Source organism: Streptomyces sp. SID13031, assembly GCF_010548305.1.
Classification (GTDB): Bacteria; Actinomycetota; Actinomycetes; order Propionibacteriales; family Kribbellaceae; genus Kribbella.
In genome coordinates, this window is sequence record NZ_JAAGLV010000001.1 from 818682 (window position 1) to 841805 (window position 23124).

Annotated in this window: 19 protein-coding genes and 2 pseudogenes; 10 read left to right on the top strand and 11 right to left on the bottom strand. The window is 66.0% G+C overall.

From position 1 onward, the window contains the following. Nucleotides 1-26 precede the first annotated feature (26 nt). Nucleotides 27-902: an NAD(P)-dependent oxidoreductase gene (locus G3I17_RS03505; RefSeq protein WP_164593833.1), complete on the top strand. Its 876-nt coding sequence runs from the start codon at nt 27-29 to the stop codon at nt 900-902. Nucleotides 903-951: 49 nt separating this feature from the next. Here G3I17_RS03505 and G3I17_RS03510 read toward each other — a convergent pair whose 3' ends face one another. From G3I17_RS03510 to G3I17_RS03525, 4 genes are all read right to left on the bottom strand, one after another. Further along, a complete protein-coding gene (locus G3I17_RS03510; protein ID WP_164593835.1) occupies nt 952-2394 on the bottom strand; it encodes an MFS transporter in 1443 nt (480 codons plus the stop codon). Then, nucleotides 2391-4349, bottom strand: coding sequence for an ATP-dependent zinc metalloprotease FtsH (ftsH, locus tag G3I17_RS03515; RefSeq protein WP_164593837.1), 1959 nt, complete (start codon nt 4347-4349; stop codon nt 2391-2393). Before ftsH ends, G3I17_RS03510 begins: the two co-directional genes overlap by 4 nt. Further along, nucleotides 4339-4911 carry a copper chaperone PCu(A)C gene (locus G3I17_RS03520; protein WP_164593839.1) on the bottom strand — a complete coding sequence of 191 codons (573 nt, stop codon included), beginning with the start codon at nt 4909-4911 and terminating at the stop codon, nt 4339-4341. The genes ftsH and G3I17_RS03520 overlap by 11 nt, the downstream gene beginning before the upstream one ends. Nucleotides 4912-5191: 280 nt before the next feature. After that, on the bottom strand, nt 5192-5890 hold the full coding sequence (locus tag G3I17_RS03525) for a TetR/AcrR family transcriptional regulator (RefSeq protein WP_164593841.1): 699 nt from the start codon (nt 5888-5890) through the stop codon (nt 5192-5194). 180 nt (nt 5891-6070) lie between these two features. Here G3I17_RS03525 and G3I17_RS03530 point away from each other — a divergent pair, with 180 nt between their 5' ends. Then, on the top strand, nt 6071-6661 hold the full coding sequence (locus tag G3I17_RS03530; protein ID WP_164593843.1) for an HNH endonuclease family protein: 591 nt from the start codon (nt 6071-6073) through the stop codon (nt 6659-6661). A gap of 232 nt (nt 6662-6893) precedes the next feature. Here G3I17_RS03530 and G3I17_RS03535 read toward each other — a convergent pair whose 3' ends face one another. Further along, nucleotides 6894-8036, bottom strand: a complete 1143-nt coding sequence (locus tag G3I17_RS03535) for a CHAP domain-containing protein (RefSeq protein WP_164593845.1) — start codon at nt 8034-8036, stop codon at nt 6894-6896. 312 nt (nt 8037-8348) lie between these two features. On the opposite strand from G3I17_RS03535, the gene G3I17_RS03540 reads away from it, so the two are divergent. From G3I17_RS03540 to G3I17_RS40360, 6 genes are all read left to right on the top strand, one after another. Then, nucleotides 8349-11171, top strand: a complete 2823-nt coding sequence (locus G3I17_RS03540) for a BTAD domain-containing putative transcriptional regulator (RefSeq protein WP_164593847.1) — start codon at nt 8349-8351, stop codon at nt 11169-11171. A 589-nt stretch (nt 11172-11760) separates the two neighbouring features. After that, nucleotides 11761-12291 carry a hypothetical protein gene (locus G3I17_RS03545; RefSeq protein WP_164593849.1) on the top strand — a complete coding sequence of 177 codons (531 nt, stop codon included), beginning with the start codon at nt 11761-11763 and terminating at the stop codon, nt 12289-12291. A 359-nt stretch (nt 12292-12650) separates the two neighbouring features. Further along, nucleotides 12651-12857: a hypothetical protein gene (locus tag G3I17_RS03550; protein ID WP_164593851.1), complete on the top strand. Its 207-nt coding sequence runs from the start codon at nt 12651-12653 to the stop codon at nt 12855-12857. A 344-nt stretch (nt 12858-13201) separates the two neighbouring features. Further along, complete coding sequence (locus G3I17_RS03555) at nt 13202-13615, top strand: hypothetical protein (RefSeq protein WP_164593853.1); 414 nt, start codon at nt 13202-13204, stop codon at nt 13613-13615. A 112-nt stretch (nt 13616-13727) separates the two neighbouring features. Continuing rightward, nucleotides 13728-14426: a hypothetical protein gene (locus G3I17_RS03560; protein WP_164593854.1), complete on the top strand. Its 699-nt coding sequence runs from the start codon at nt 13728-13730 to the stop codon at nt 14424-14426. A 93-nt stretch (nt 14427-14519) separates the two neighbouring features. After that, the gene (locus G3I17_RS40360; protein ID WP_239062097.1) at nt 14520-14927 is read left to right on the top strand and encodes a hypothetical protein; all 408 of its coding nucleotides are present in this window, start codon (nt 14520-14522) and stop codon (nt 14925-14927) included. 273 nt (nt 14928-15200) lie between these two features. Here G3I17_RS40360 and G3I17_RS03570 read toward each other — a convergent pair whose 3' ends face one another. Both G3I17_RS03570 and G3I17_RS03575 read right to left on the bottom strand, forming a co-directional pair. After that, a complete protein-coding gene (locus G3I17_RS03570) occupies nt 15201-16109 on the bottom strand; it encodes a pseudouridine-5'-phosphate glycosidase (protein ID WP_203589646.1) in 909 nt (302 codons plus the stop codon). Then, nucleotides 16102-16992 carry a carbohydrate kinase family protein gene (locus G3I17_RS03575; RefSeq protein ID WP_164593860.1) on the bottom strand — a complete coding sequence of 297 codons (891 nt, stop codon included), beginning with the start codon at nt 16990-16992 and terminating at the stop codon, nt 16102-16104. Before G3I17_RS03575 ends, G3I17_RS03570 begins: the two co-directional genes overlap by 8 nt. A 194-nt stretch (nt 16993-17186) precedes the next feature. Here G3I17_RS03575 and G3I17_RS03580 point away from each other — a divergent pair. Next, nucleotides 17187-17430, top strand: a pseudogene (locus tag G3I17_RS03580) (IS3 family transposase); the annotation flags it as partial. A gap of 29 nt (nt 17431-17459) precedes the next feature. Beyond that, nucleotides 17460-17642 (top strand): annotated as a pseudogene (locus tag G3I17_RS40365) (hypothetical protein); the annotation flags it as partial. Nucleotides 17643-17757: 115 nt separating this feature from the next. Here the strand turns inward: G3I17_RS40365 and G3I17_RS03585 are convergent. The 4 genes from G3I17_RS03585 to G3I17_RS03600 form a co-directional block, all read right to left on the bottom strand. After that, complete coding sequence (locus tag G3I17_RS03585) at nt 17758-20559, bottom strand: X2-like carbohydrate binding domain-containing protein (protein ID WP_164593862.1); 2802 nt, start codon at nt 20557-20559, stop codon at nt 17758-17760. 440 nt (nt 20560-20999) lie between these two features. After that, on the bottom strand, nt 21000-21386 hold the full coding sequence (locus G3I17_RS03590; protein WP_164593864.1) for a hypothetical protein: 387 nt from the start codon (nt 21384-21386) through the stop codon (nt 21000-21002). 10 nt (nt 21387-21396) lie between these two features. Continuing rightward, nucleotides 21397-21705, bottom strand: a complete 309-nt coding sequence (locus G3I17_RS03595) for a hypothetical protein (RefSeq protein ID WP_164593866.1) — start codon at nt 21703-21705, stop codon at nt 21397-21399. A gap of 12 nt (nt 21706-21717) precedes the next feature. After that, nucleotides 21718-22794 (bottom strand): hypothetical protein, encoded by a 1077-nt coding sequence (locus tag G3I17_RS03600; RefSeq protein WP_164593868.1) that lies wholly within the window; start codon nt 22792-22794, stop codon nt 21718-21720. Nucleotides 22795-23124: the final 330 nt, after the last annotated feature.

Here is a 23124-nt window from a genome sequence, read left to right on the forward strand (position 1 = left end):
CGGAAGATCTGTGAGAGGAGTACGAGATGGCGAAATTGGCATTCATCGGTCTCGGCCTGATGGGCACACCCATGGCCACTCGGTTGTTGGAGGCCGGCCACGACCTCACCGTCTGGAACAGGACCGCCCTGAAGACCAGACCGCTGACCGATCAGGGCGCGGCAGTCGCATCGACGCCGGCGCAGGCAGTCGCGGGTGCCGATGCTGTGATCACCATGGTCACCAATGCGGAAGCGCTCGAGCAGGTGGTGCTGGGTGACAACGGCCTGGCCGCCGCACTGGTACCAGGCCAGCTACTCATCGACATGTCAACGGTGGGTCCGGACGCGGTGCTCTCCGTGGCCGCCCGGTTGCCCCGAGGTGTGGCCATGGTCGACGCACCGGTCAGAGGAAGCGTGCCCCAGGCAACTACTGGCCGGCTCGCCGTGTACGTCGGCGCGGACCCGTCCGACTTCGAGCGTGTGGAGCCGATCCTGGCGTCACTCGGCACGCTGCACCATGTTGGCGGACTGGGATCCGGCGCGGCCACCAAGGTCGTCGTGAACTCCACGCTGGGCGCGGCGATCGCCGCCTTCGGCGAGGCCCTTGCCCTCGGCGACGACTTCGGGCTGGATCGCTCCGTCGTACTGGACGTACTGGCCGACACCCCGATTGCCAGCACCGTCGAGGCCAAGCGCGCCAACGTCGAGTCCGGCCGATACCCGGCCAACTTCAAGCTCAGCCTGGCCCTCAAGGATCTCAACCTGGTCAACCAGATCGCCGAGCAGACCGGCCGGCGCCTGGAGCTGGCTTCGGCATCGCGTGACTGGCTGGAGCGAGCTGCCCAGGCCGGCGCGGGCGACCTCGACTACTCGGCGGTGATCCCCACGATCACCACTGACGGGGGACGACGCCCGGCGTGACCACCAGGGAAGCCTCCTGACCGGCACGAGCGCGCCGGTTCGCCGGAACTCAGCTGGTGGTGCCAGGCGGCCGGTGCCGGACGAGGTCGACGGTGGCTAGCAGCAGGGCCAGGAGCATGAGCGCGGATGCGCTCAGCATTGCGTCGGACACCGCCGTCGGGTAGTTGTGGCCGGAGCCTGTGAGGACGCGGTAGAAGATCGTGGCCAGTACGGCGGTGCCGATCGCCGAGCCGATCCGCTGAGCGGTCTGCAGTGCGCCACCTGCCGCGCCGGCCATCCAGACGGGGACGTCCTGCAGGGAAAGCGTGACGTTGGGTGAGGTGACCATGCCGCCGCCGAGTCCGGCCAGCAGCAGTGGCCCGGCAGCCGCCCACGCCGCGGCGTCGCCACCGACGTGACGTAGCAGGAGCGCGGTGGCCACCAGGCCGGCGATCGTCGCGGTCAGGCCTGCCACGGTCAGCACGCGACCGACCCGCGACACCAGGCGACCGGCGATCGCCGCTGAGACCGCGACCCCGATCGCGAACGGAGTCACTGCCAGGCCTGAGCGCAGCGGCGAGTAGCCGAGGCCGTCCTGGAAGAACAGTGCGAGCACGAGCCAGATGCCGGTGAAGCCGATGAAGTAGACCATGCCGATGACCGAGCCGGCGGCGAAGCCGGAGGTGTGCGCCAGCCGTGGGTCGAGCACTGGCTCCCGCCCCCGCCGTACGGTGCGTAGCTCCCACCGAGCGAAGGCTGTGAGCAGCCCCACGGCTACCACGAGCAGCCACCAGTCCTGGCCCAGACCGTTGCTCTCGGCATCCACCGCCGGAAGCAGCAGGCAGAGCACGCCCCCGCCGAGCAACAGCGACCCGATCAGGTCCAAGTGGACGCCGCGAAGGCTGCTTGGAGAACCTTTCGGTACCAGCCGTGCCGCGAGCACGAGGGCGACCAGGCCGATCGGCACATTGACGTAGAACACCCAGCGCCAGGCATCCGGCCCGGCGATCAGGGTGATGATCAGCCCGCCGACGATCGGACCTGTCGCCGTGGCCAGTCCGACCGTGGCACCCAGGATACCGAAAGCCTTGCCGCGTTCGGCTCCCTGGAAAAGTTCCTGGATCAAGCCGGAGTTCTGCGGCAGCAGCATGCCGGCGGCGACACCTTGCAGCAGACGGGCGGCGATCAGCAGGCCGATGGTCGGCGCCGCACCGGTCAGTGCGCTGGCCAGTACGAACGCCGACAGGGCGATCAGAAACATCCTCCGCCGGCCTAGTACGTCGCCGAGCCGGCCGGCCGGCACCAGGGCCAACCCGAGGGCGAGCGCGTAGCCGGACACAACCCATTGCGCGGTTCCAGCCGGCACACCGAGACCGCGCTCGATCGAGGGCAGCGCCACGTTGACGATGCTGACGTCCAGCAGCGCCATGAACGCAGCTAGCTGGCTGACCGCCAGCACCCGCCAGCGCAGCGGATGGCCAGTCGTGCTGGACGCTCCGACCACGGCGCTCATCTGCTCTCCCCGGGGCCATTGCCGGCGCCGACGGCTCGCTGGCCGGCGAGGTGACGGCCAAGAATCCGGTCGACGTCGGTGCCGTCGATGGTCTCCTGCTCCTGCAGTAGTTCGGTGAGCTGGTCCAGTTCGGCGCGATGGTCGGTGAGCGCGGTGGTGGCGCGTTGCTCCGCCTCGCGCAACAGGTTGGCGACCTCCTCGTCGATCACCCGCTGGGTGGCCTCGGCGTACGGGCGGTTGCCGATCTCCTCACCGCCGAGGTATTTCGGGCTGCCCGAGCTGAAGCCGACCGGACCGAGAGTGCTGCTCATGCCGAACTCGCGCACCATCCGGGTGGCCAGCGCGGTAGCGGAGGCGAGGTCGTTGGCGGCGCCGGTGGAGATTTCGCCGAGGACGATGCGCTCCGCGACCCGTCCGCCCATCCGGATGGACAGCGAGTCCTTCAGGTATCCCTCGGACTGCAGATGGCGTTCGTCGACCGGCAGTTGCTCGGTGACCCCGAGCGCCTGCCCGGCCGGCAGGATCGTGACCTTGGCGACCGGGTCGCCGTGCTCCGCCAGGGCGGCGACCAGTGCGTGGCCGCTCTCGTGGACGGCGACCGCATGCTTCTCGTCCGGCAGCAGCGCGTTCGAGCTGTCGCGATGCCCCAGCAGGATGCGGTCCCGGGCCTCGGCGAAGTCGAACGCCTCGATCACCTCGCGACCAGCGCGGACTGCGAAGATCGCGGCCTCGTTGATCAGGTTGGCAAGATCGGCGCCGGAGAATCCGGGGGTCGCGCGAGCGACCACCTCGAGGTCGACGTCCGGGCCCAGCGACTTGCCCTGGCTGTGCACTCCGAGGATCGCCCGGCGTTCACGCTGTGCGGGCAGCGGGATGACGACCTGCCGGTCGAAGCGGCCAGGACGCAGCAATGCAGGGTCCAGGATCTCGGGCCGGTTGGTGGCCCCGATCAGGACGACGCCGGTGGCCGGGTCGAACCCGTCCAGCTCGGCCAGGAGCTGGTTCAAGGTCTGCTCGCGCTCATCGTTGGTGCCGAACTGCCCACCACGACGCTGCCCGATCGCGTCGATCTCGTCGATGAACACGATCGACGGCGCGCGCCTCCGGGCGTCCGCGAACAGGTCACGAACCCGGGCGGCGCCGACGCCGACGAACATCTCGACGAAGCTCGAGCCGGTCACGGAGATGAACGGCACCCCCGCCTCGCCGGCCACCGCGCGGGCCAGCAGCGTCTTGCCGGTGCCTGGCGGCCCGACCATCAGCACGCCTTTAGGCCCGACCGCGCCAGCCTTACGGTAGCGGTCAGGGTGTTTGAGGAAGTCGACCACCTCGGTGACCTCACGCTTGGCGCCCTGGTAGCCGGCGACGTCGGCGAACGTCGTACTCGGCCGCTCGGTGTCGAACAGCTTGCCACGCGACCGACCGATCCCGCCGAGTCCGGCGAGCTGCCGGCGGGCCGCGCGCCCGGTCCACACGAACAGGCCGACGATGATGGCCAGCGGTAGCAGGTTCAGCAGCACCGACGTGACCGACGTGCGTGCCGGCTGGGTGGTGACCTGCACTTTGTGGTCGTCCAGCAGTTGGGTGAACTGCGCGTCTTGCAGTCCCACGGGGTAGCTGGAGGTGAAGCTGGTGCCGTTGGTGAGATTTCCGTTGATGCTGCCGTCCGGGCCGATCGCGACTGACGAGACCTGGCCGGCGCCGATGTCGGACTTCAGTTGCGAGTAGTCGATCTGCTGGACATTCCGGCCTGGCAGGAGGAACAGCCCTACAGTGACCAGCAGGCCGGCCAACAGCAGCCAGTTCCGCCATTTGGGTGGTGGCGGTGGGGCAGGCGGGGTCGGTCGGTCTGGTGGTGGGCCTGCCTTGGCCGTCCCGGTCCGGTGTATGAGTCCGTTGTGCACAAGTTCAGCATCGGCGGCCCGGTGGCCGCCGGCATCGCCGTCAGCCGCCATTCACACTGCCCGGCAGGAGGGAGCCCGCACCCCTGCTAGCTGGTGGCACATTCGAGGTGGTTGGAATCTCCGAGGCCGCGAGAGGTCCCACGTTCACCTGCACCGTGACGGGACCGGCTTGGGCGAAAGTGAAGGTCACCGGAATCGCCTGGCCAGGGATGAGATGCTCACGCGTCCCTTCGAGTTCGACACCGGTGGCCCACTCGAGATCGGTCTGACTGTCGGCGCCAAGGACGATCCTGCTGACGGTATGCCCGCCGCTCAGCAGAACGGCGCGCCGGGCGGCGGGGGTCGAGACTCCCACGAGGGTATCGGCGGTCGTCGCGGACTCGTTCGTCACGGTCAGCCGCAGTGCGGCGTCGGCCCCCGGCTCGAGTCCCTGCGGCCCGTCGATCCAGACGTCGTCGATGACGAGTGGCCCGCTGAGACCATCGACTCCGCCGGCCGGGAGGTCCTGGAAGGGATCCTCAGCACTGCAGCCGGCCAGCAGCCCGATAGCAAGCACGGCAGGCAGCCAACGAAGCGTTCTCCAGCCGGGCCGCTTCGAATTCAGAATAGTCATCAGTTGTCCTGTCTGGTTGGCATCCTTGGCAAGGGTGCTGTTCCGCGGACCTGAATCCCTTACCGGCAACGGCCATCCGCCCTACCTGCTGGCCGCATCTTGGGCCGCCGAGAAACCGCGAGGGAAATTCTGGCCAGCCGGTACTGGGGATGACCGCAGACCGGGACGACCCCAAGCCGCTGGGGCGAGAGCCTTGAGCAATGACGCCAGCCATCGGGAGCAAGGTCAGCCAGCGAGCAGTTGCCGGAGAAGCTGGTCGGACTGGCCTACCCGAACTGACCTACTGGCTGACGCGAATCTGCAATCCGTCGAGGAGGCTGTCCAGGCCGAAGGCGAAGGCCTCGGTCTGGATCGTGTCGACGTCGGTTCCGGAGGTCCAGTAAGCCTGGCCTCCCGGAGCCCGGTCGTCCGCGGCGGTCTGAGTCAGTTCAGAGATCTCGCGAGCCCAGTCCTCCATCGTTTTGCCGGTCTTCGCGATGGTCGTCCGGACCGATACCTCGGAGCTGGCCGAGCCGATCACGTACGACATCACCGCCCCCATCGCATAGTCGACACCACGCCCGGTGAAACCGGCTGCGCCGAACAGGACTATCGCGCGCGAGCCGACCGACATCGCGTTCGGGCCGAGCCGTGGCCGGCTGTACAAGACCTCCGGCAACCACGCGTGCCGCAGTACGGTCGCCCGGAGGCTGTGGGCGAACAGCGTCACCCCGGCCCGCCAGCCGGCCAGCTCCGGCTCCGGTACGTCGATCTCGGCGTAGATCTCATCGATGACCAGGTCAATCAGGTCGTCCTTGGTGTGCACATGCCAGTAAAGACTCGTCGCGCCGGCGTCGAGCCTGGCGGCGAGCTTGCGCATGCTCAGGCCGGCCAGGCCCTCGGAGTCCAACAAGACCATCGCGCCTCGCACGATCTGCTCCCGGCTGAGGGTCTCGCGCGCCGCTGCTGCCGCCTTCTCCCGAGTCCAGATCGAGTCCATAGCGGCCAGTCTAGCCCGAGTCGCACGGGGTTCGGGTTGGTCGTACAGTGTGCGAGTAGCTCTCGCAGCGTGTGACAGACCAACTGCGAAAGGAGTAGTCATGGCGGTGTCGGCCACCCAAGAAGCCGTCCTGCGGGACGCCTTGTCCTACTCGCAGTTGTTTTCCAATCCCAGCAGGCGATGCCGGCCGCGGCCGCCAACATCACGGCCAGCGATTTGCTGGCGACCTTGTCAGTCCAGGTGGAGAACGGGACCGGCTACGACCGGGCGTTGTTCCCGCACTGGATCGACGCCGACAGCGATACCTGCGACACCCGCGAAGAGATCCTGATCGCCGAATCCACTACGACGCCGACGACCGGCGCCAGTTGCAAGGTCATCTCGGGCACCTGGAACTCGTGGTACGACGGTGCCATCTGGATCAACCCGAGCGACGTCGACATCGACCATGTGGTGGCGCTGAAGGAAGCCTGGGACTCGGGCGCGAACGCCTGGACCACCGCCAAGCGCCAGCGCTACGCGAACGATCTCGACTATGCCTGGTCGCTCGATGCGGTGACCGACAACGTCAACCAGTCCAAGAGCGACAAGGATCCAGCCCAGTGGCTGCCGCCGCTCGCCTCGGTCAAGTGCACCTACGCGATCCACTGGACCGCTGTGAAGTACCGGTGGCACCTCGCCATCGACACCGCCGAAAAGAACGCCCTGGCCGCCATCCTCACCGGCAGTTGCGGCAGCACATCGATCCCGACTCCGCCCCTAGGCTCGTAGAAGCTCTCTTGGATAAGTGAGTGGGGCCGCTCCCAGGCCAGAGACGATGCGTTGACAGCTCCCTGCATCAGGTGGGGAATCCGCGAATCGCCTTCCTGGCCTGGGAGTTCGTCTGAGCCGAGATCGGCTCCGGGATTGCTCGCTTTCACCTCGCAGTAGTGGAGACGAGCGGCGAACCGCCGGGCCGATGGCCCTGGCGGCTCGCCGTGTTGCTCGTCTCCTCCGGTTCGGGTCAGGCGACAGGCGAGGTGTACCCGGAGATCGCCTTACCGTTGACGGAGGCGGATCCGCGCTGGAAGGTCCAACGGTTCACCTTGTGAGACTGGTTGCCGCCGACGGCGGTGATGGTTCCGGTGCTACTCACCGAAACCACGACGTTCACGTGGTCGTCACCGGTGCCCGACGTGCCGAACTGGTAGCCGATCACGTCGCCAGGCTGGATTCCGTTCAAGCCCGGGCCGGCGTGCCAGGTGCCGCGGGTGGTGCCGTAGGTCCTGAAACTTATGGCTCCGGCGTCCAGTCCTCCGGTTACGGCCCCAGCCTGTCCCCAGGTCCAGCGGGCGAAGTCGGCGCACCAGTCCTGATAGCGCCACCCGTTGTTGCATACGCCGCTCCCGGAGATTCCGGCACCGAGGGCGGTGGTGTAGAAGTTGCATTTCGTGCCTGTCGGACTCTCGAGGTTGCGCGCGCCGTTGTCGGCTTGTGCGGTGGCGATGGTTGCGATCTTGGACCGGACGCTGCTCTGTGAGCTGCTGCCGGGGTCGCCGTTCCCCCAGTAGCGCACGGTTCCGTAGGCGTAGACCTGACCGTAGCCGGAGATAGCGGTGTAGCCCTGCCCGTCTCCAGTGACGGATACGCCGGCGATGCCGTTGGTGAATCCAGTCGGGTTGCCACGATGCTGGACCGTCCCATAGGCGTAGACCTGCCCTGTGCTGGAAATCGCCGCGTACCCCTGCCCATTTGCCGTCACCGAGATGCCCACGATGCTGCCTGTGAAGCCGGTCGGATTGCCGCGAGACTGCACCGTTCCGTAGGCGTACACCTGGCCCGCGCTTGAGATGGCCGCGTAGCCCTGGCCGTCGGCCGTCACCGAGATGCCCACGATGCTGCCTGTGAAGCCGGTCGGGTTCCCGCGAGACTGCACGGCCCCGTACGCGTACACCTGACCCGAACTCGAGATCGCTGCGTAGCCCTGGCCACTCGCGGTAACCGATACCCCGGTGATCACCCCGGAGAACCCGGACGGGTTGCCGCGGTACACCGTGGAGCCGAACGCGTAGACCTCTCCGGCGTTCGAGATCCCGGCGTATCCCCGCCCGTCAGCGGTGACGCCGATCGCTGAGTAGGTGCGAGCCGCCGCCTGTGCGGGTGCCATGAAGGCCGTTAGGAGAGCGACGAGCGCGACAACGCCTCCAACGAGCGCGCCTGGCAGAGCGAATTTCCTGGTTCTTGCTCGATGAGCCATCTTCTCTATCCATTCCGCCACCGCAGTGGCCGATCCTCGAGGCGGCCACGGCGGCCGCATCTCCTGAGACTGATCGACTGATCTGGAAGGCCTTCTGGAAGCGGAGCAGGAATCCCGTCTGGAAATCTGGGATTCGTTCTGACGAGTGCGGTTCCAGCGGCCAGTCCCGTCACGAACCCGGCATGACTGCGACAATTACAAGATGTCGGCGTACGAGGATCGATGAACCTGGACTTCCGGCTGCTGGGACCCGTAGAAGTCTGGGCCGGCGGTCGCGCCGTCCACCTCGGGTCTGCCTCCTCGGCCAAGGCTCGTTGCATCCTCGCGGTGCTGCTGCGGTCGCCTGGTGAGGTCGTCCAAACCGACGTGCTCGTAGAACGAGTCTGGGGTGAGCAGGTACCTGGGCGAGACGTTCGGTACAAATACATCGGCTGGCTGCGCAGCGTCTTAGGCGAGCACGGTGCAGCACTCGACTATCGCGCCGGGGGATACGTCCTCAACGTATCTGCCGAGCAGGTCGACCTGCACCGCTTCCGGAAGGCGGTGGCCGAGGCTCATCGGGGGTCGTCAGACGCCCCAGGTCGGGCGGTGGCGGCCTTTGAGCTCGCTCTCTCGCAATGGCGCGGCGATGCGTTGACGGGTATTCAAGGATCCTGGGCGTCCTCGTTGCGGGCGCAACTCGAGCGGGAGCGCGTCGGCGCGGTCGTGGACATGTGTGAGCTACGCCTTGATTCGGACACTGCTGGAGATATCGCCGGCATAGCGGCCGGATGGGCGGAGAGCCACCCGACCGATGAGCGGCTGGCGGAGGTTCTCATGCGAGCACTCGATCTGGCCGGCAGACGGTCCGACGCGCTCGCCGTGTACGCGGGAACGCGGCGCCGGATCGTCGAAATGCTGGACACCCTTCCGGGTCCGCGACTCGACGCGGTGCGCGAGGATCTGCAGAACGGCAGGTCGATGGCCCCGCAGGAAGTGCCACTCCCGCATTCTTCGCAACCCACAGTTGGTCCCTGGTCTGCCCGGCCTCCTCCGCACCCCGTGCCCCGCCAGTTACCCCCGGCTACGCGACACTTCTCCGGACGAGAGCGCGAGCTCGACTGGCTGACCAACCAGGCGAACCTGCCTCGACAACCTGGCAGCCCGGTGATCTGTCAGGTGACCGGCATGGCCGGAATCGGAAAGACGGCCCTGGCGCTGCGCTGGGCGCATCTCGCAGCCGGCGCGTTTCCCGATGGCCAGCTCTACATCGACCTCAACGGGTTCGGTCCTGGCACACCAGTCGATTCGCAGGCAGTGATTGGCAACATCCTGGATGCGTTCGCCGTATCGCCAGATCAGATACCGCGTGACTCAGATGCTCGAGTCTCGTTCTACCGAAGCCTCATCGCTGGTCGGCGGTGCGTGATCATTCTCGACAACGTGCGCGATTCGGCTCAGGTTCGACCACTTCTTCCGAGCACCTCTTCGTGCCTCGTTATCGTCACGAGCAGGCGGCGCCTGACTGGGCTCCTGACGACAGAGGGCGCCGCCTATTTGCCGCTCCAACTGCTGGACGATCGCCAAGCCCGCGACCTGATCACCGCAAGGCTCCTGGCCGTCCGCGGGTACACCGACGTGCAAGCTGTCGACGACCTTGCGGGGCGGTGCTCCGGTCTCCCGCTCGCCCTCGCGCTGGTCAGCTCACGAGTCGCAACTATGCCGGACCTTCCACTCGACGCGCTCGGCAGCCAGTTGCGGAGTATGCATTCACGCTTGGACCTGCCCGTGGAGACGGGTGGTGCTGAGAGCCTGCGCGCCGTCTTCTCTTGGTCGTACGAGTACCTCGACCCCGATTCTGCTCTGCTCTTCCGGACGCTCGGTGCTCATCCGAGCACGGAGATGTCATTCGCATCGGTGGCTAGCGCCGGCGGCTTGCGACCGGCGATGGCGCGAATGCTTGTCGACCGGCTGCTCGAGTCCAACCTGATTGAAGAGAAGGCCCCGGACAGGTACCGCATGCACGATCTACTGCGTGAGTACGCACTTGAGCTTGCCGCAGATCGCGACCCTGCGGATCAGAGGCAGGCCCGCATGCGCAGGCTTCTCGGTCACTATCTGCACAGCGCTTTCACCGCGGCGATGCTGATCGACTCTCAACTCGACCCGATCGACCTCCCTGTCCTTGAGTCCGGAACGTGGGTGGAGGCACTGGAGTCCAGGGACGAAGCGTTGCAGTGGTTCACTCGCGAGCACGCGTCGCTTCTCGCGGTGGTCGGCTGGGCTTGCGAGTCCGGCTTCGAGACCGTCGCCTGGCGCCTGGCATGGACACTTTCCATCTACCAGCAGATCCGAGGGCACTGGTTCGACCGAGTCGACGTACAGCGCCGAGCTGTGGAGGCCGCATCTCGGATCAACGACGCCTTGGGAGAGGCGCATGCACGACGCGGCCTCGGCATCGCCACCCAGCGAGTCGGCGCCTACGACGAGTCGGAACGACAGCTCGAACGAGCCCTCGAGCTATTCGAGCAGCTTGATGACGTTGTCGGACAGGCACGAACGCGAAACGACCTTGCTTATATCTACGATCGCCTCGACCAGTCAGAAAGTGCATTACACCAGGACGAGCAGGCTCTTTCCCTGTTTCGATCAATCGGGCACCAGGCGGGCGAGGCGACCGCCCTGAACTCAATCGGATGGAACCTGGCCAGGCTAGGTCGCTATCAAGACGCGCTCACGTCATGCACTCGCGCGTTGCAGATCATGGAGGAGGTCGGCGACAGGAGCGGCCAGGCCGCGACATGGGACAGCATCGCGCTCGCCCACGAACGTTTGGGAGATTCTGAGCGCGCCCTGGAGTGCTACGCGCTCGCGGCGGAGATGGCCCGTGACCTCGGCGAGCTTCCGCTGGAGGGAGAAGTGTTGCATCGGCTCGGCAAACTCGAGTTGGGCATGGGTCGCCGAATCGAGGGGCTACGCAGCCTCGAGCGAGCAGCATCGATCATGGAACGGATCGACCCGCCGGAGGCGACAGCGATCCGCGCCGACATGCAAGTCGACCCATAGGCCAACTAACACATTCAGCCTGACCAGCCAGCGACATCTGGCCGATGAGTGGCCAGGTGCAGCTCTTGTCCTTGGAATCGTGACTGCGCCGGTGCACTGAGCAGGCCCGGCGGCCCGGAACGAAACCTACTCGGCCGGCCTCGAGAATCCTCGCTATACGGGGTACGCGATCTATGGGCGGTGGCAGAACGCAAGTTCCTCCCGAGACAGCGATGAGTCGCGAGGAACTGGAGCGCTGAGGCTCTCGCTGGTTTATCACCACGTCGATCAGATTGTCGACGTGGAGGTCGACCCATTGGCCGACCGTGTGGATAAGTTGCGTGTCCGAGGAGCAACACGCCTGGAGCTCGGCGAGCAAGCCGTCGGACGGGGCTTTGTAGGCCTTTGCTGAGCGGCACGGGGCGAGCTGTTGCGGCGCATTGGCGAATGGGTTGCCGATGCGAGGACATGAAACACCACGTCGCAGACACGTCTGCAGCGCCCGTGTCGCCAGACATGCGAACGGCGGAACGACTCAGACCACCGTGTGGCTGGCGGACAGACGCTAGCCTTCCGGGGACGAATCGATCATGGCCTCCGGAGGGACATCGTGGCGAAGAAGCAAGCCGACCCGTTGCCGCAGCACACGGTCGAAGAGATCCGCGCCGCGTGCGAGGCTCCTCTGCCCGCGGGCGTGACGATGGTCCTGATGAACAAGACCGTTACCGGACTGCACGTCCACGAGGGCGGCGTCTCGGTCCTCGAGCGCCCCGACCGTCCATGGCGTCAACTGCCCGCGGTGACGAGGGTGTCCCGCGGCGTGTTCATCCGCAGCCGCATCAGGCTGCGGTTCGCCGACGGGAGCAAGGCGACGGTGCGCCCGTACAAGCCGAAGTCGCGGTGTCTCCTCGAGACGGGCAAGCGCGACAGCTTGAACTTCTCCTCACCGAGCAGCGGCGACGCCCGCAGCAACGACTCGGCCCTGGACAGCCTCGCCGCCATCTTCGTGATCCTGGTGGCGATCGTGATGTTCCCGATCTCGCTGCTCCTGCTGGCTCGCGAGATGTTCGGTATCTCCGCGCGGGCGAAGCAGGCGGCACTACTGCTGCCGCAGTTGCAGGCCGTCGCCCAGGCCAAGTGAACCGGCGGGCGCTCATCCGTCGGCGTTACTGCTGCGGACGTTCCGCGGCTCAGTTGGAGAAGCGGAAGAAGCCGATCGGTGGGGTCGTCGAGTGGTCGTCGAGGAGTCGGCAGCGAATTTCGAAGAAGCGGACGTACGAGCTTCGCCGGCGGATCCGGTGTGGGATCTGCGACAGGAAGATGGAGGGAGCGGCGCGGCACCAGGCGGTGAAGTATTACCGGTGCAATGCCCGGACCTTGGTACGGGAATCGGCTACCGCGTTGGCGCATCGGCCGCAGATTTACGTTTGGGGGGATCTGGTTAGGCCGGCGATCAATCGGTGGATCGGGGACCTGTTCGGGCCGTTGAATCGACAGGTAATGATTGACTTACTTCTGGAGGGCGACGACAGTTCGGCGCGTCGCAACGAGCATGTGGCGCAGTTGCGGGATCGCGTTGCGGCGGCCGACGTGGTGATGGGGCGGCTGCAGCGGGCGTTGGATGCGGGGTGGGATCCGGGGGCGCTGCGGGAGCAGTACAACGCTGCTGTGGCAAAGAAGCGGGCTGCTGAGACGGTCGTCACGTAGGTGCCTCCCGAGACGCTGAGGAGCCGGAGGGCTACATCGATGTGCCTGGGTGCATCACCAGGTGGTCGATAGAGCAGGGGGAACAAAAAGCCGCTGACCTCAGGCCTGCGGCTGTTTGTGTCCGAGGCCGAACACGCACCGTAACCACACGCCTCGCGCTTGACCCTGCCGCACAGTGGACCGATCGCTAACGGACTGAGGTCAGGGGGTGGCTGATAACGCGTGGACATTGGAGGCGGCGGCCGGCCCCGAGCAGCCGCCCCGAACTCGTGTTGCGGCTCTCCAATTGATCGTTACGGACAACCCGCCATGCGGCCGCCAATGGGTGCTGAGAGGGTTTGGGCATGAGATTTCCGTTGCGCGTCGTCCTCTGGCTCTACGTCGCGTTCAACCTGCTGCAGGCCGTGGTCCTCACCTTCGACCCCGAACTCACCGACCGCGCCTACCTCGGTGGCGAGATGACCCCGACCCGCCATTTCCAGTGGTACTCCGTCGCCGGCTACCACGTCCTGATCATCGCCGTCACGATCATCGCGATGACGCTGGCCCGCGCCGTCGACCGCCGCAAGCTCGTCATCGTCAACGCGCTGATGTACCTGCTCTGGGACGCGACCTCACAACTCGCCTACTGGGGCCACGAGATCGGCATGGCCACCTCCGACCTCCTCACCAACGCCGGCGTCAGCATCGTCACCGCCCTGATCCTCTTCGCCGTCGCCTACTTCGACCGCGATCCCGTGACATCCGCACCACGGTGACTCCATTGATCAGCGTTCGGCTCGTACTGTGGCGCCTGGAGCGATTGCGCGACGTGGCGACGCTCGACCGGCGGCGGCGTCCAGGCGTCACTCGTGGGACAGTTGCCCGACGATGACGATCTTCACGTTCCACCTCGCGGAGCTTCGTCCGACGACGACGGCGGGGGCACTGTGGAAGGCGCCGGCTGTGGCTTCGACGCCCGGGTTGCGGCACGCCGAGTGCCTGGCGCTGATGCGCCTCGGTGCCCCGACCGTCTCGCCGGCCCGGATGCAGTTGCGTCGGATGGCGATGTTCGCGCGGTGGGAGGACGAGGCGGCGGTCGAGACCTTCCTGGCGGACGACCCTCTGGGTAGGCAGTTGGCGGCAGGCTGGCACGTGCGCATGCAGTTCTTGCGCCGCTGGTCGCGGCTTGCGGCGCTGCCCGACCTTCCGGCGAGAGCGGGCGAGTGGGATCCTGCCGAACCCGTCGTGGCGGTCACGTTGGCCCGGATGCGCCTCTTGGAGGTGCCGAGGTTCCTCAAGTGGGGCAAGCCCGTGGAACGGCTGGTTCGCGACCATCCGGGGACCACGCTGGCGCTGGCCGCGATGCGCCCGCCCCGGACGATCTCTACGTTCTCGGTCTGGCGGTCCGTGCGGGAGATGGAAGAGATGGTGCACGGCCACAGCACCGTTCCGGAACCCGACCGTCATGCCGCCGCAATGGCCGAACGCCGACGCAGGGACTTCCACCACGAGTTCGCCACCCTGCGGTTCCGGCCGCTGTCGGAGCACGGCTCGTGGCAGGGGCGGACCGAGATCGTTCCCCGGTAGGGGCGCTGCTGCTCGTCGCCTCCAGTTGGGCGCAGAGGCCCAGGACCGGAATTCACGAGGGGTTCAACGTCGCCCACTAGGCACTAACGCGATGTGCACCCGGCCACCGGCCGGGTCCAGCTCGACCACGTGATGCTCAACCTTGCCGACATCCAGACCAACAAACACCTGGTACTCGGCCTGCCGGCCAACCGCGGGCCGGCGGCTGAGCTGCTGCTCCAGCTTGACGGTGATCCTTCCGCCGATCGGTCAGCGATCACCTGCCTCGGTGAGCAATTCGCTGAGCCTCCGTCGGATGGCGTCCTCGTCCCCATCAACGTCGATCAGCTTGTCGCGGCTGGTTGCGCCACGCACCAAGGTCACCGCTGCCCGCCGTACGCCGAACGCCGCTGCGACGGACTCCAGGACGGCCTTTGTAGCCCGTCCCTCCACTGCGCGGGCTGCAACCGCTACCACCAAAGCCGGTCCAGCGACACCGTCGTATCGGCCGCCGACCGCTGAGCGGGAGGCGCCTGGCCGGACCCGCAACAGGATTCTCACACCTGCATTCTTGTCTGACCATGAACTGTTCGCCCGGTGCCGCAGCGATGAGCTTCTACGGCAGTCGCGCCCTGCGCTGACGGCGTACGGCGTAGCGGTGTGATGCGTCCATGCTCAGGGCCTGGGGTGGCGCCCAGTCCGGGGTTCGGCATCCGCTGACAGGCCGGGTGGGGGAGCCTCTTCTCGGAGTACGCCGGGGCATCGGCTGCCCCACAGGGCTACTGCGTGTATGTCCTACCGCGTCATGGCGACGGCGACTCGAGCTGCGATGGCGGCGTTGTTTCGGGCTAGGGCGAGATTGGCTGGGATGCTCTGGCCGTCTGTTTCCTTCTCGATCCTTGCGAGGACGTACGGGGTGACGGCGGGACCGGTGACTCCCGCGCCGGCGCTCGCCTCCAGGGCGACGGCAAGAACGGCGCTGATTCGCGACTCCGGGATCTCGTCGGCTTCGGGGATCGGGACGGTGAGTAGGACGCCGGTGGTTGGGCGTGTGCGATAACGCAGTACGTCGCAGACCGTCTGCTCGTCGTCGACTCGGTGGGGGATCGGCAAACCACTCGACCGCGTGTAGAAGGCAGGGAACCAGTCGTGCTGCCAGCCCAGGACCGGGACGCCCGCGGTCTCGAGGTACTCGAGTGTCCGTGGCAGGTCGAGGAAGGCCTTGGCGCCGGCCGAGACGGTGATGACCGGGTGGTTGGCGATGGCGTCGAGGTCGGCCGAGATGTCGCCGGTGAGTTCGGATCCGCGGTGGACGCCACCGATGCCGCCGGTGGCGAAGACCGAGATGCCTGCCGCGTGGGCCAGGGCAACCGTCGCCGAGACGGTGGTGACGCCGACATCCCACTTCTGTGCGCGTGCCACCGGCAGATCGCGCTCGGCGACCTTGCGTGTGCCATTGAGCACTCGCTTCTCTTCGTCCGAGGTGAGCCCGAGATGGGGCCGGCCGTCGAGGATGGCGGCCACAGCGGGCGTGGCGCCCTGATCGAGAACTGCTCGCTTGCAGACCTCGAGTGCGTCGGCGTTCGCGGGGGCGGGCAGGCCAAGGGTCGAGAAGATGGTCGACTCGAGCGCGACGACCGCGCGGCCTTCGCCCAAGGCCCGCGCCACGTCATCGGAAAGGACGGCCTCGGTGTTGTCAGTCACGAACAGCTCCCTGGTCATCAGTGGTCAGATTGGCGCCAGGTTGGGTGAGAACCCTCCTGGCGAGGCTGTGGCCGGCTTCAACCGCCTCGACCGGCTCGGCGTTGTCGAGTACTGCAGCAAGGAAGGCGGCCGCGAACGCATCGCCGGCGCCGGTGGTGTCACGCACTTCGTCGACCGGGGCCGGCCGGACGGTTGCGGATTTGTTGCCAGCGGCATGGACCTCGGTCGGATCCATGCCGTTCTTGACGACAACCGTCGTACCGGGGCCGGCGAGTTCTCGCAGCGCGCCAACCTCGGCTTCGGCTCCGTTCGCGAAGACGTACGTGGGCTGCAGGGCTCTGATCAAGGTACGGAATTCCGCGGGCCCGACGGAATCGATGAGAGCGACAGAAGCAGCATCGATGGTGAGGATCGCGCCTTCGGCACGGGCGATTTCCGAGGCCCGGCAGAGAACGGGCCATGACGATCCGGTCAGTGAGTACGCCGAGAGGTGATAGGCCTCGGCGCCGGAGATCCACGCGTCCGGAACGTCGGCGAGCTCGCCCGCGGCGGCTCGGTCTGGGAACATCGTGCGTTCCCCGGAGGCATCCACCAAGATGACGATGGTGCCGGTTCGCCCCTGTCGCTGGACCTTGGGATCAACGCCCGCCATGACCAGTTCACGCACCAGTGCGTCGCCGGCAGGGTCGTCCCCGACCCGGCCGACGAACCGAACCGAAGTACCAAGGCTGCTGGCGAAAACGGCGACATTGGACGCCGCGCCGCCTCGTACGCGCTGGATCCGCGCCGGGTTGTCCGTCCCGGACCGCGGCGCACCAACTGACCAGACCACGACGTCCTCGACCAGGTCACCGATACAGACAAGAGTGCGGCGCTGGCTCATAGGACCACACTATGGTGGCGAGGGGCCCGACGTTGCCCCTAGCCAACTACCGACGGGGACGGGGAGCCGGTTACGTCGAGAGCAGTTCCACGAAGATGCGTCGTCGGCGCAGGCGCAACCCCGAGTCTCGAGTAGACGTCGAGTGAACCACCCCGGGTTTGATGCATACCTCCTTCGTTGGGAAGGTGGCATCTATGCCGAGCAAGTACGACGAGCAGACCAAGGTCAAAGCGGCCCGGTTGGTCACTGAGCACGTTCAGGACTACGAGTCTGAGTGGGCTGCGATCACGGCGGTAAGAACGCCGAGCTGGAGCGCACGGTCGAGATCTTGAAAGCGGCAACAAGTTTCTTCGCGCGGGAGAGCGACCCGCGATCTCGTTGATCTGCCGGTTCATCGCCGAGCACAAGGCTCGGTTCGGGGTCGCTTCGATCTGCCGTGCCGCGGACCACTGGCCGGTCTGGGCTGTGTCGAGGCCATCACCGCCGACTGGGTGCACTGGTACAACACCGGCCGGCTCATGCACCGCCTCGACCGACGCCCACCCGCCGAAGCCGAAGCTGACTACTATTCACAAAACTCGCGGCGACCGGCAGGTCGTCCACACATAACCGAGGGTGCATCAAACCCGGTGCGGCTCACCTGCCGCTGACCTGAGTTCATCGACGTTTCGTCAGGCCATCCGGGACTGCCGCGGCGAACCTGTTCTGTGCAGCGTCCGAGGGGTGGTCTGGGTCGCTTGAAGGTCCCAGACCACCCGTGTGCCGCTACGCGGTCGTGTACCGGATCATGTCGTTGCGGAGGAGGGTGCCGGAGACCTTCACGATGCGCAGTGTGTGGTCCGTGTTGCCGAGGCCGGATCGGGTGAAGACGCTTTGCAACGTGCCGCGGGTCGCGCTTTGCAGGTTCACTCGCTGGATGAGGACGTTGTCGACGTATACGTCGGCTTCGCCTTGGTCGGGGGCTACGGCCGTGAGCCAGGTGACGCTCGTGCCCTTGAAGGCGAACTCGAGCGATGCGCCGTTCGCGGTCGTTGCGTGGATGTCGTTGCGGTAGTCGCTCCTGAAGGTGAAGTTCAGGTTGCTGTAGCCGATGGGTTGGGCTGCGAGATAGCTCTTCTTGATCGTGACCACCGCACCGGACGCGGTGTAGTCGGTGCCGTTGACCAGCGTCGTACCGCCCCGCTGGATGGAGGTCAGGTCGCTCGCTGGTCGGCCGAGCTGTACGACGACGTCCGCCTGAGCGGATGTCTTCTTGTCGAAGACCGCGGTGTCCGGCGTGAGAAGACTCGGCTGTCGTACGTCGAGTCGGTCGACCAGCATGAACTGGCCGGACTTCTTCACCCCGCGGATTGTGTGCGTGCCGTTCGCCAGCCCGGAGATGCTGTAAACGACCTGCTGGGCACCACGGCCGCTGGCCTGGCTGGCGTTGACGGTCTGCTTGAAGGCGCCGTCGATGTAGATGTCGACCTCACCCTGTGACGCATGCGTCTCGGTCACGTAGTCGACGCCCGTTCCGACAAAGGTCGAGCTGAACGCGTCGCCGTTCGCCTCGGCGTACTGGACGTCGTCGCGGTAGTCGCCGAAGCCGCGGCCGGCGCTGTTGCCCCATGAACCGGTGTAGGTGATCTGTGCGTCGTTGTTGTTGAGCGAGATGGTGCGGACACCGCCTGGCGTGCGGACGTTGAACTTGTCGAGCAGCATGAACTGGCCAGTCTTCTTCACGCCCCGGATTGTGTGGATCCCGTTGGTGAGGCCGGAGATGCTGTAGGCGACCTGCTGCGCGCCACGACCGCTGGCTTGGTACGTGCTCACGGTCTGTTTGAAGACGCTGTCGACGTAGATGTCCACGTCGCCTTGTGACGCGTGTTTCTCGGTCACGTAGTCGACGCCGGTCCCGGTGAAGGTGTACGAAAATGCGTCGCCGTTCGTTTCGGCGTACTGGACGTCGTCCTGGTAGTCGCCGAGTCCGCGGCTCCAGCTACGGTTCCACGTGCCTGTGTAGTTGATCGCCGGGTTGTCGTTGTTCACCTCAGTGGTACGGACGCCGGCCGCGGGCGCCGTACCGCCAGCCGTGGTGTCTGCGACCGTGACCGCCAGGGAGTCCGTGATCGTTGTGACCTCACGACCGCCGTTGCGCTGCCAGGTTCCGGCGTACCCGACGCGCTGGTCGTCGTCGTTCACGTTGATCGTTGAGCCTGTCTGCGGCGTCACTTTCAGCAGCCGTACGCCGTGCGCAGGTACTGCGGTCGCCGTGAACCCTGATGCGAAGCTGCCGAGGTCCTGCTTGGCCCAGAGGTCACGTACCTGGGCTCCACCGGTCAGGCCGAGGTCGGACCAGTTCGCGGTGACCGTGGACTGTGAACCGCCGAGGTTGAACAGGGCAACGGTGTAGCTGTTGTCCGCGTTGAGCGAGTACCAGACCTGCTGGTCGGTCGCGGTCGAGACCGGCTGTGCTGGGCGGCCAGCTTGGTTGACCGCGAGCACTTCGGTGTTCGTCAGCAGGCTCAGGCCGAACTGATCGAGCTGCGTGAGGTCGTTGCCGACGTAGAACGGTGCCGCCGACACAGCCCACAGCGTCGCCGCCGTCCGTCGTTCGTCCTGGGTCAGGCCGTCCATCGCGCCATTGCCGACGTTCAGTGAGTCGAGGTCGTTCCAGCCGCCGGGGCCGCCGTGTCGCCACCACTCGGCGAGCTTGGGGAACAGCCTGCTGATGTTCGGCCAGGCGGTAAGAGCCTGCCCGGGGCAGTAGCACTCGACGTCCCAGTCGATCCGCCAGCCGTTCGCGTACTGCTTCCAGTAGTCGGCGTAGTTGATGTCGAGCGCCCAGGACAGTTCGAACCAGATCCCGTGCGGCGTCAGCGCCTGCGACCAGCCGGCCACCTCGGCGCGCGCGTCGAGCGAGAGGTCGTTGTGCCCGGAGCCTGGGGTGACGCTGTCGAACTTGAGGAAGTCGATGCCCCATTCGGCGTACAGATCGGCGATCGAGTTGAGGTAGGCCTGCGCGCAGGGTTTGGCCATGTCGATGCGGTGCCCGAAGCCCCAGTAGTCAGCCTGCTGCAGCGGCTGGAGTGCGAGGTCACCAGTCCGGCACTCCGGGTGCCCGAAGACCGGGAGGTTGGCCTGTCGGAGGGCGGGCGAGATGCCGGGGATGCTGTAGATCCCGACCTTCTGGCCGTTGGCGTGGATGTAGTCGATGACTTCCTGGAACCCATTCGGAAACAGCGCCGTGCTGGGCATCGGGCGCCCGTAGGCATCGACACCGTCGTTCCAGCCGGCATCGATGTTGATGTACTTGTACCCGTATGGCTGCAGCTTCTGGTGCATCGCGTCGGACTGTGCCTTGAGCTGTGCGGCGTTGATCCAGGTCCCGCCGTTGGGGGAGTAGACCTGCATGCTGTAGCTGCTCCAACCCATGTACGGCGTTCGCGCGGCCTCACCGGCGGGTCCTGTTAGCGGCTGCACAATTGCGACGTCTGCCGCTGCCGCCGTGCGGGTCGGTGCAGCGACTGAGGTCGACGACAGGCCGAGAGGGATGAGCGCGGCAACCATCAGCGTCGCCGCAGACACACGTAGGCGTCTGCGTCCAGGGGAATTGGCCATGGCAGGGTGACCTTTCTGTCGGTCCGGAGCAGGCCGGACTTCGCCGCTAGTTAATTCACGGCGTTCAGAAAGTCTGCACCGCACTGCGCTGCGTGGCTATGGCTCACCGACAAGTCGCGCGGGCCGCTAGTTGGTCGGAGATAGAGTCCCGCCCTCTGCAGCGGGCTAGCGCCGGACATCGAGCTCGGCCGAGCCTGCGCATGGCGTCCAGGGTGCGGTGCCGCGCCGGAGCCGACCGTCAAGCAGAGTCAGGCGGTCCGTGGCAACGACGGTCCGGCTGCTAATGCCACTCGCGGCACCTACAACTTGGGCATGCTGGTTGCGACAGTAGTCAGCGCGATCGCTGCCATGGTCGCGCTGATACCGCGTTGAGCTGAAGGTGCCAGTGGCGCTGGCGAAACCCCTGCTCAGCCCCAGTGGCGGCGTCTGGTGACGTAACGGACCGGGATTTCTGATGGGTGAAGGGGGCGCTCGACGACGGGGCGGACGGATTCGGGGGTGATGCGGTCGTCTTGTAGCTCTTGGGCCATGGTGTGGGCGAGGTCGAGGTTGCCTTCGTCGGCGAGGGCATCGATGAGGCGGTTGACCAGCGCCTCTAGGCGGATGTTCTCGGCTTCGGACGCTGTCAGGCGCTCATGGAGGGTGGCCGCTCGGTGTCCGCACCACTGCCGGAGGAGTTCGTGGATGGGACGGTGGTATTTCCGGTACCACTCGTATTCCCAAGCTGGGTCGGTGTCGTAGTCGCCGGCTTTGCCTCCGTGCTTCGACTTCTCGCGGAGCTCCATCTCCTCCACGATGACTGCCTCAAGGAGTTCTAATGGCAGATTCTTCGGACTGGGTGAGCTCGAACTCGTCGAGTCTTCGCCAGTTCGCCATCAGTTCGTCGTACTTCGTGGCGTCGGCCCATCGGCCATGCAGCATGTTGGCGGGTACGTTCTCGGTTGTGCCTGCGGCATCGCCCTCGCGGAGGAGCACCTCAGCGCGGTAGCTGCGCTTCTTCTCGTGAATGGCGGTGATCTGAACACGCTCCGAGGGCGAATACGTGCGAGCGCGATAGATCCACTCTGTTCCGACCTCGGGCTTCAGATCGTCGCCTGGCCAGTGCCACGTCATTAGTGTTCTCCTTCACTCGCTGCGGATCTGTGGATGCCACCAATTTGAGTGGACAGGGCGGCCGTGAGTGTCGGTACGGCTTCTATCTCCCAGCGGCGGGGATCGATACTCCTTCTCTGGGCGATGTGGACTCCAGTCGCCGAGATAGGGGCGGAGGTCATCTGGACTTGGGGCGCGATTGAAGTCGATGTCGCCCAGGCGGCTGTGAGTGATAGTCGGATCCAGCTCATCCGCCGCTGCTCGGGCCCAATCGATCCACTCGGGCAGATGGCTAGGGGAGCCGGCGTCCTTGGCGGCAGCCTCGAGCGCAGCGCAGAATGCCCGGATCTGGCCCGCAGCCGTCCACTGGTCGTAGGCACGGCGGAAGGTTCGGTGGCGAACATCCTCGAGCGCGGGAACCCGCGCAGCAGCCAGCGCATTGTGCCACAGCGATCGTTTCTCGGCCTTCGCACGATCCCATTCAGCTTGCTGTTCGGCCCACCGTCGGTTGGCTTCGAGCCGCTCCTGTTCATCTTCGGCCAAGCCGAGTCGTACCTCTTCGAGTATGTCCGCGAGGCGTCGTTCAAGGCGTGCGCCTTTCTCGTCGCTCCAACTGAACGTCTTGTCCGATCCGCCACGGTCGATCAGAAGCCTCAGACGTCCGGACGCAACCTTCTCGTAGGCCGGTGGCGGTCTCCAGAAGCGTTGGCGGAGTGCTTGACGGTCTTCTGCAGTGGTGACGTGCCGGATCTCGTCGTACTCCTCTTCCAGGGTGAGGTCGCGTTGCCATTGGCCAGCTTGGAAGAACAGTTTCGGGGTTTGCGGTTTGGTGTTGATCCCGATGCTGTAGCCGGCCGCGATGGCAGCCTTCGCCAGCGCGCCGGTCAGCTTGATTGCTCGCGGCACGGAGGAATCGGTGACCTTCAGGCAGTGCGGCTTCTCCGCGATCGCGGCAATGAGCGCCTGTGGATCTGTGATAGTTCTGCGGACGTTCAGGCGGATCCGATTCCAGTCGGTTGCGTCGCCTGGGCTGCCTTGCGAGAGCCGGATGATGAGGTCGCCAATGCCATCAGGGTCGCTCAGGTCGTCGCCGTCCGCGATCCGGTGCAAGAGCTGAATCTGACCATCAGTCAGTGAGTTCCGAGGCACGTAACGAGTCATTCATAGTCGGCCGTTGGGCCGCAAGGGATGAACTGCAGGCGGCTTGGTTCGTGGTGTGTTGACGGGCGCTGAACAAGACGAGAGCTCACTGGTTCTTGGTCCAGATGTTGTGCATTGTGGCCTCGTACTCCTCGAATGGTTCCAGTCCGACGGCGCTTCGGCGTTCATCCAACGCGTCTGGGTCGTCGATGGGTTGGGGTCTCAGCTCTCCGGCGTCGTCGCTAACGAACTGGGTGCCGTACAGCTGGGGGCGGTTTCACTGGACTAGTCAATCCTGGT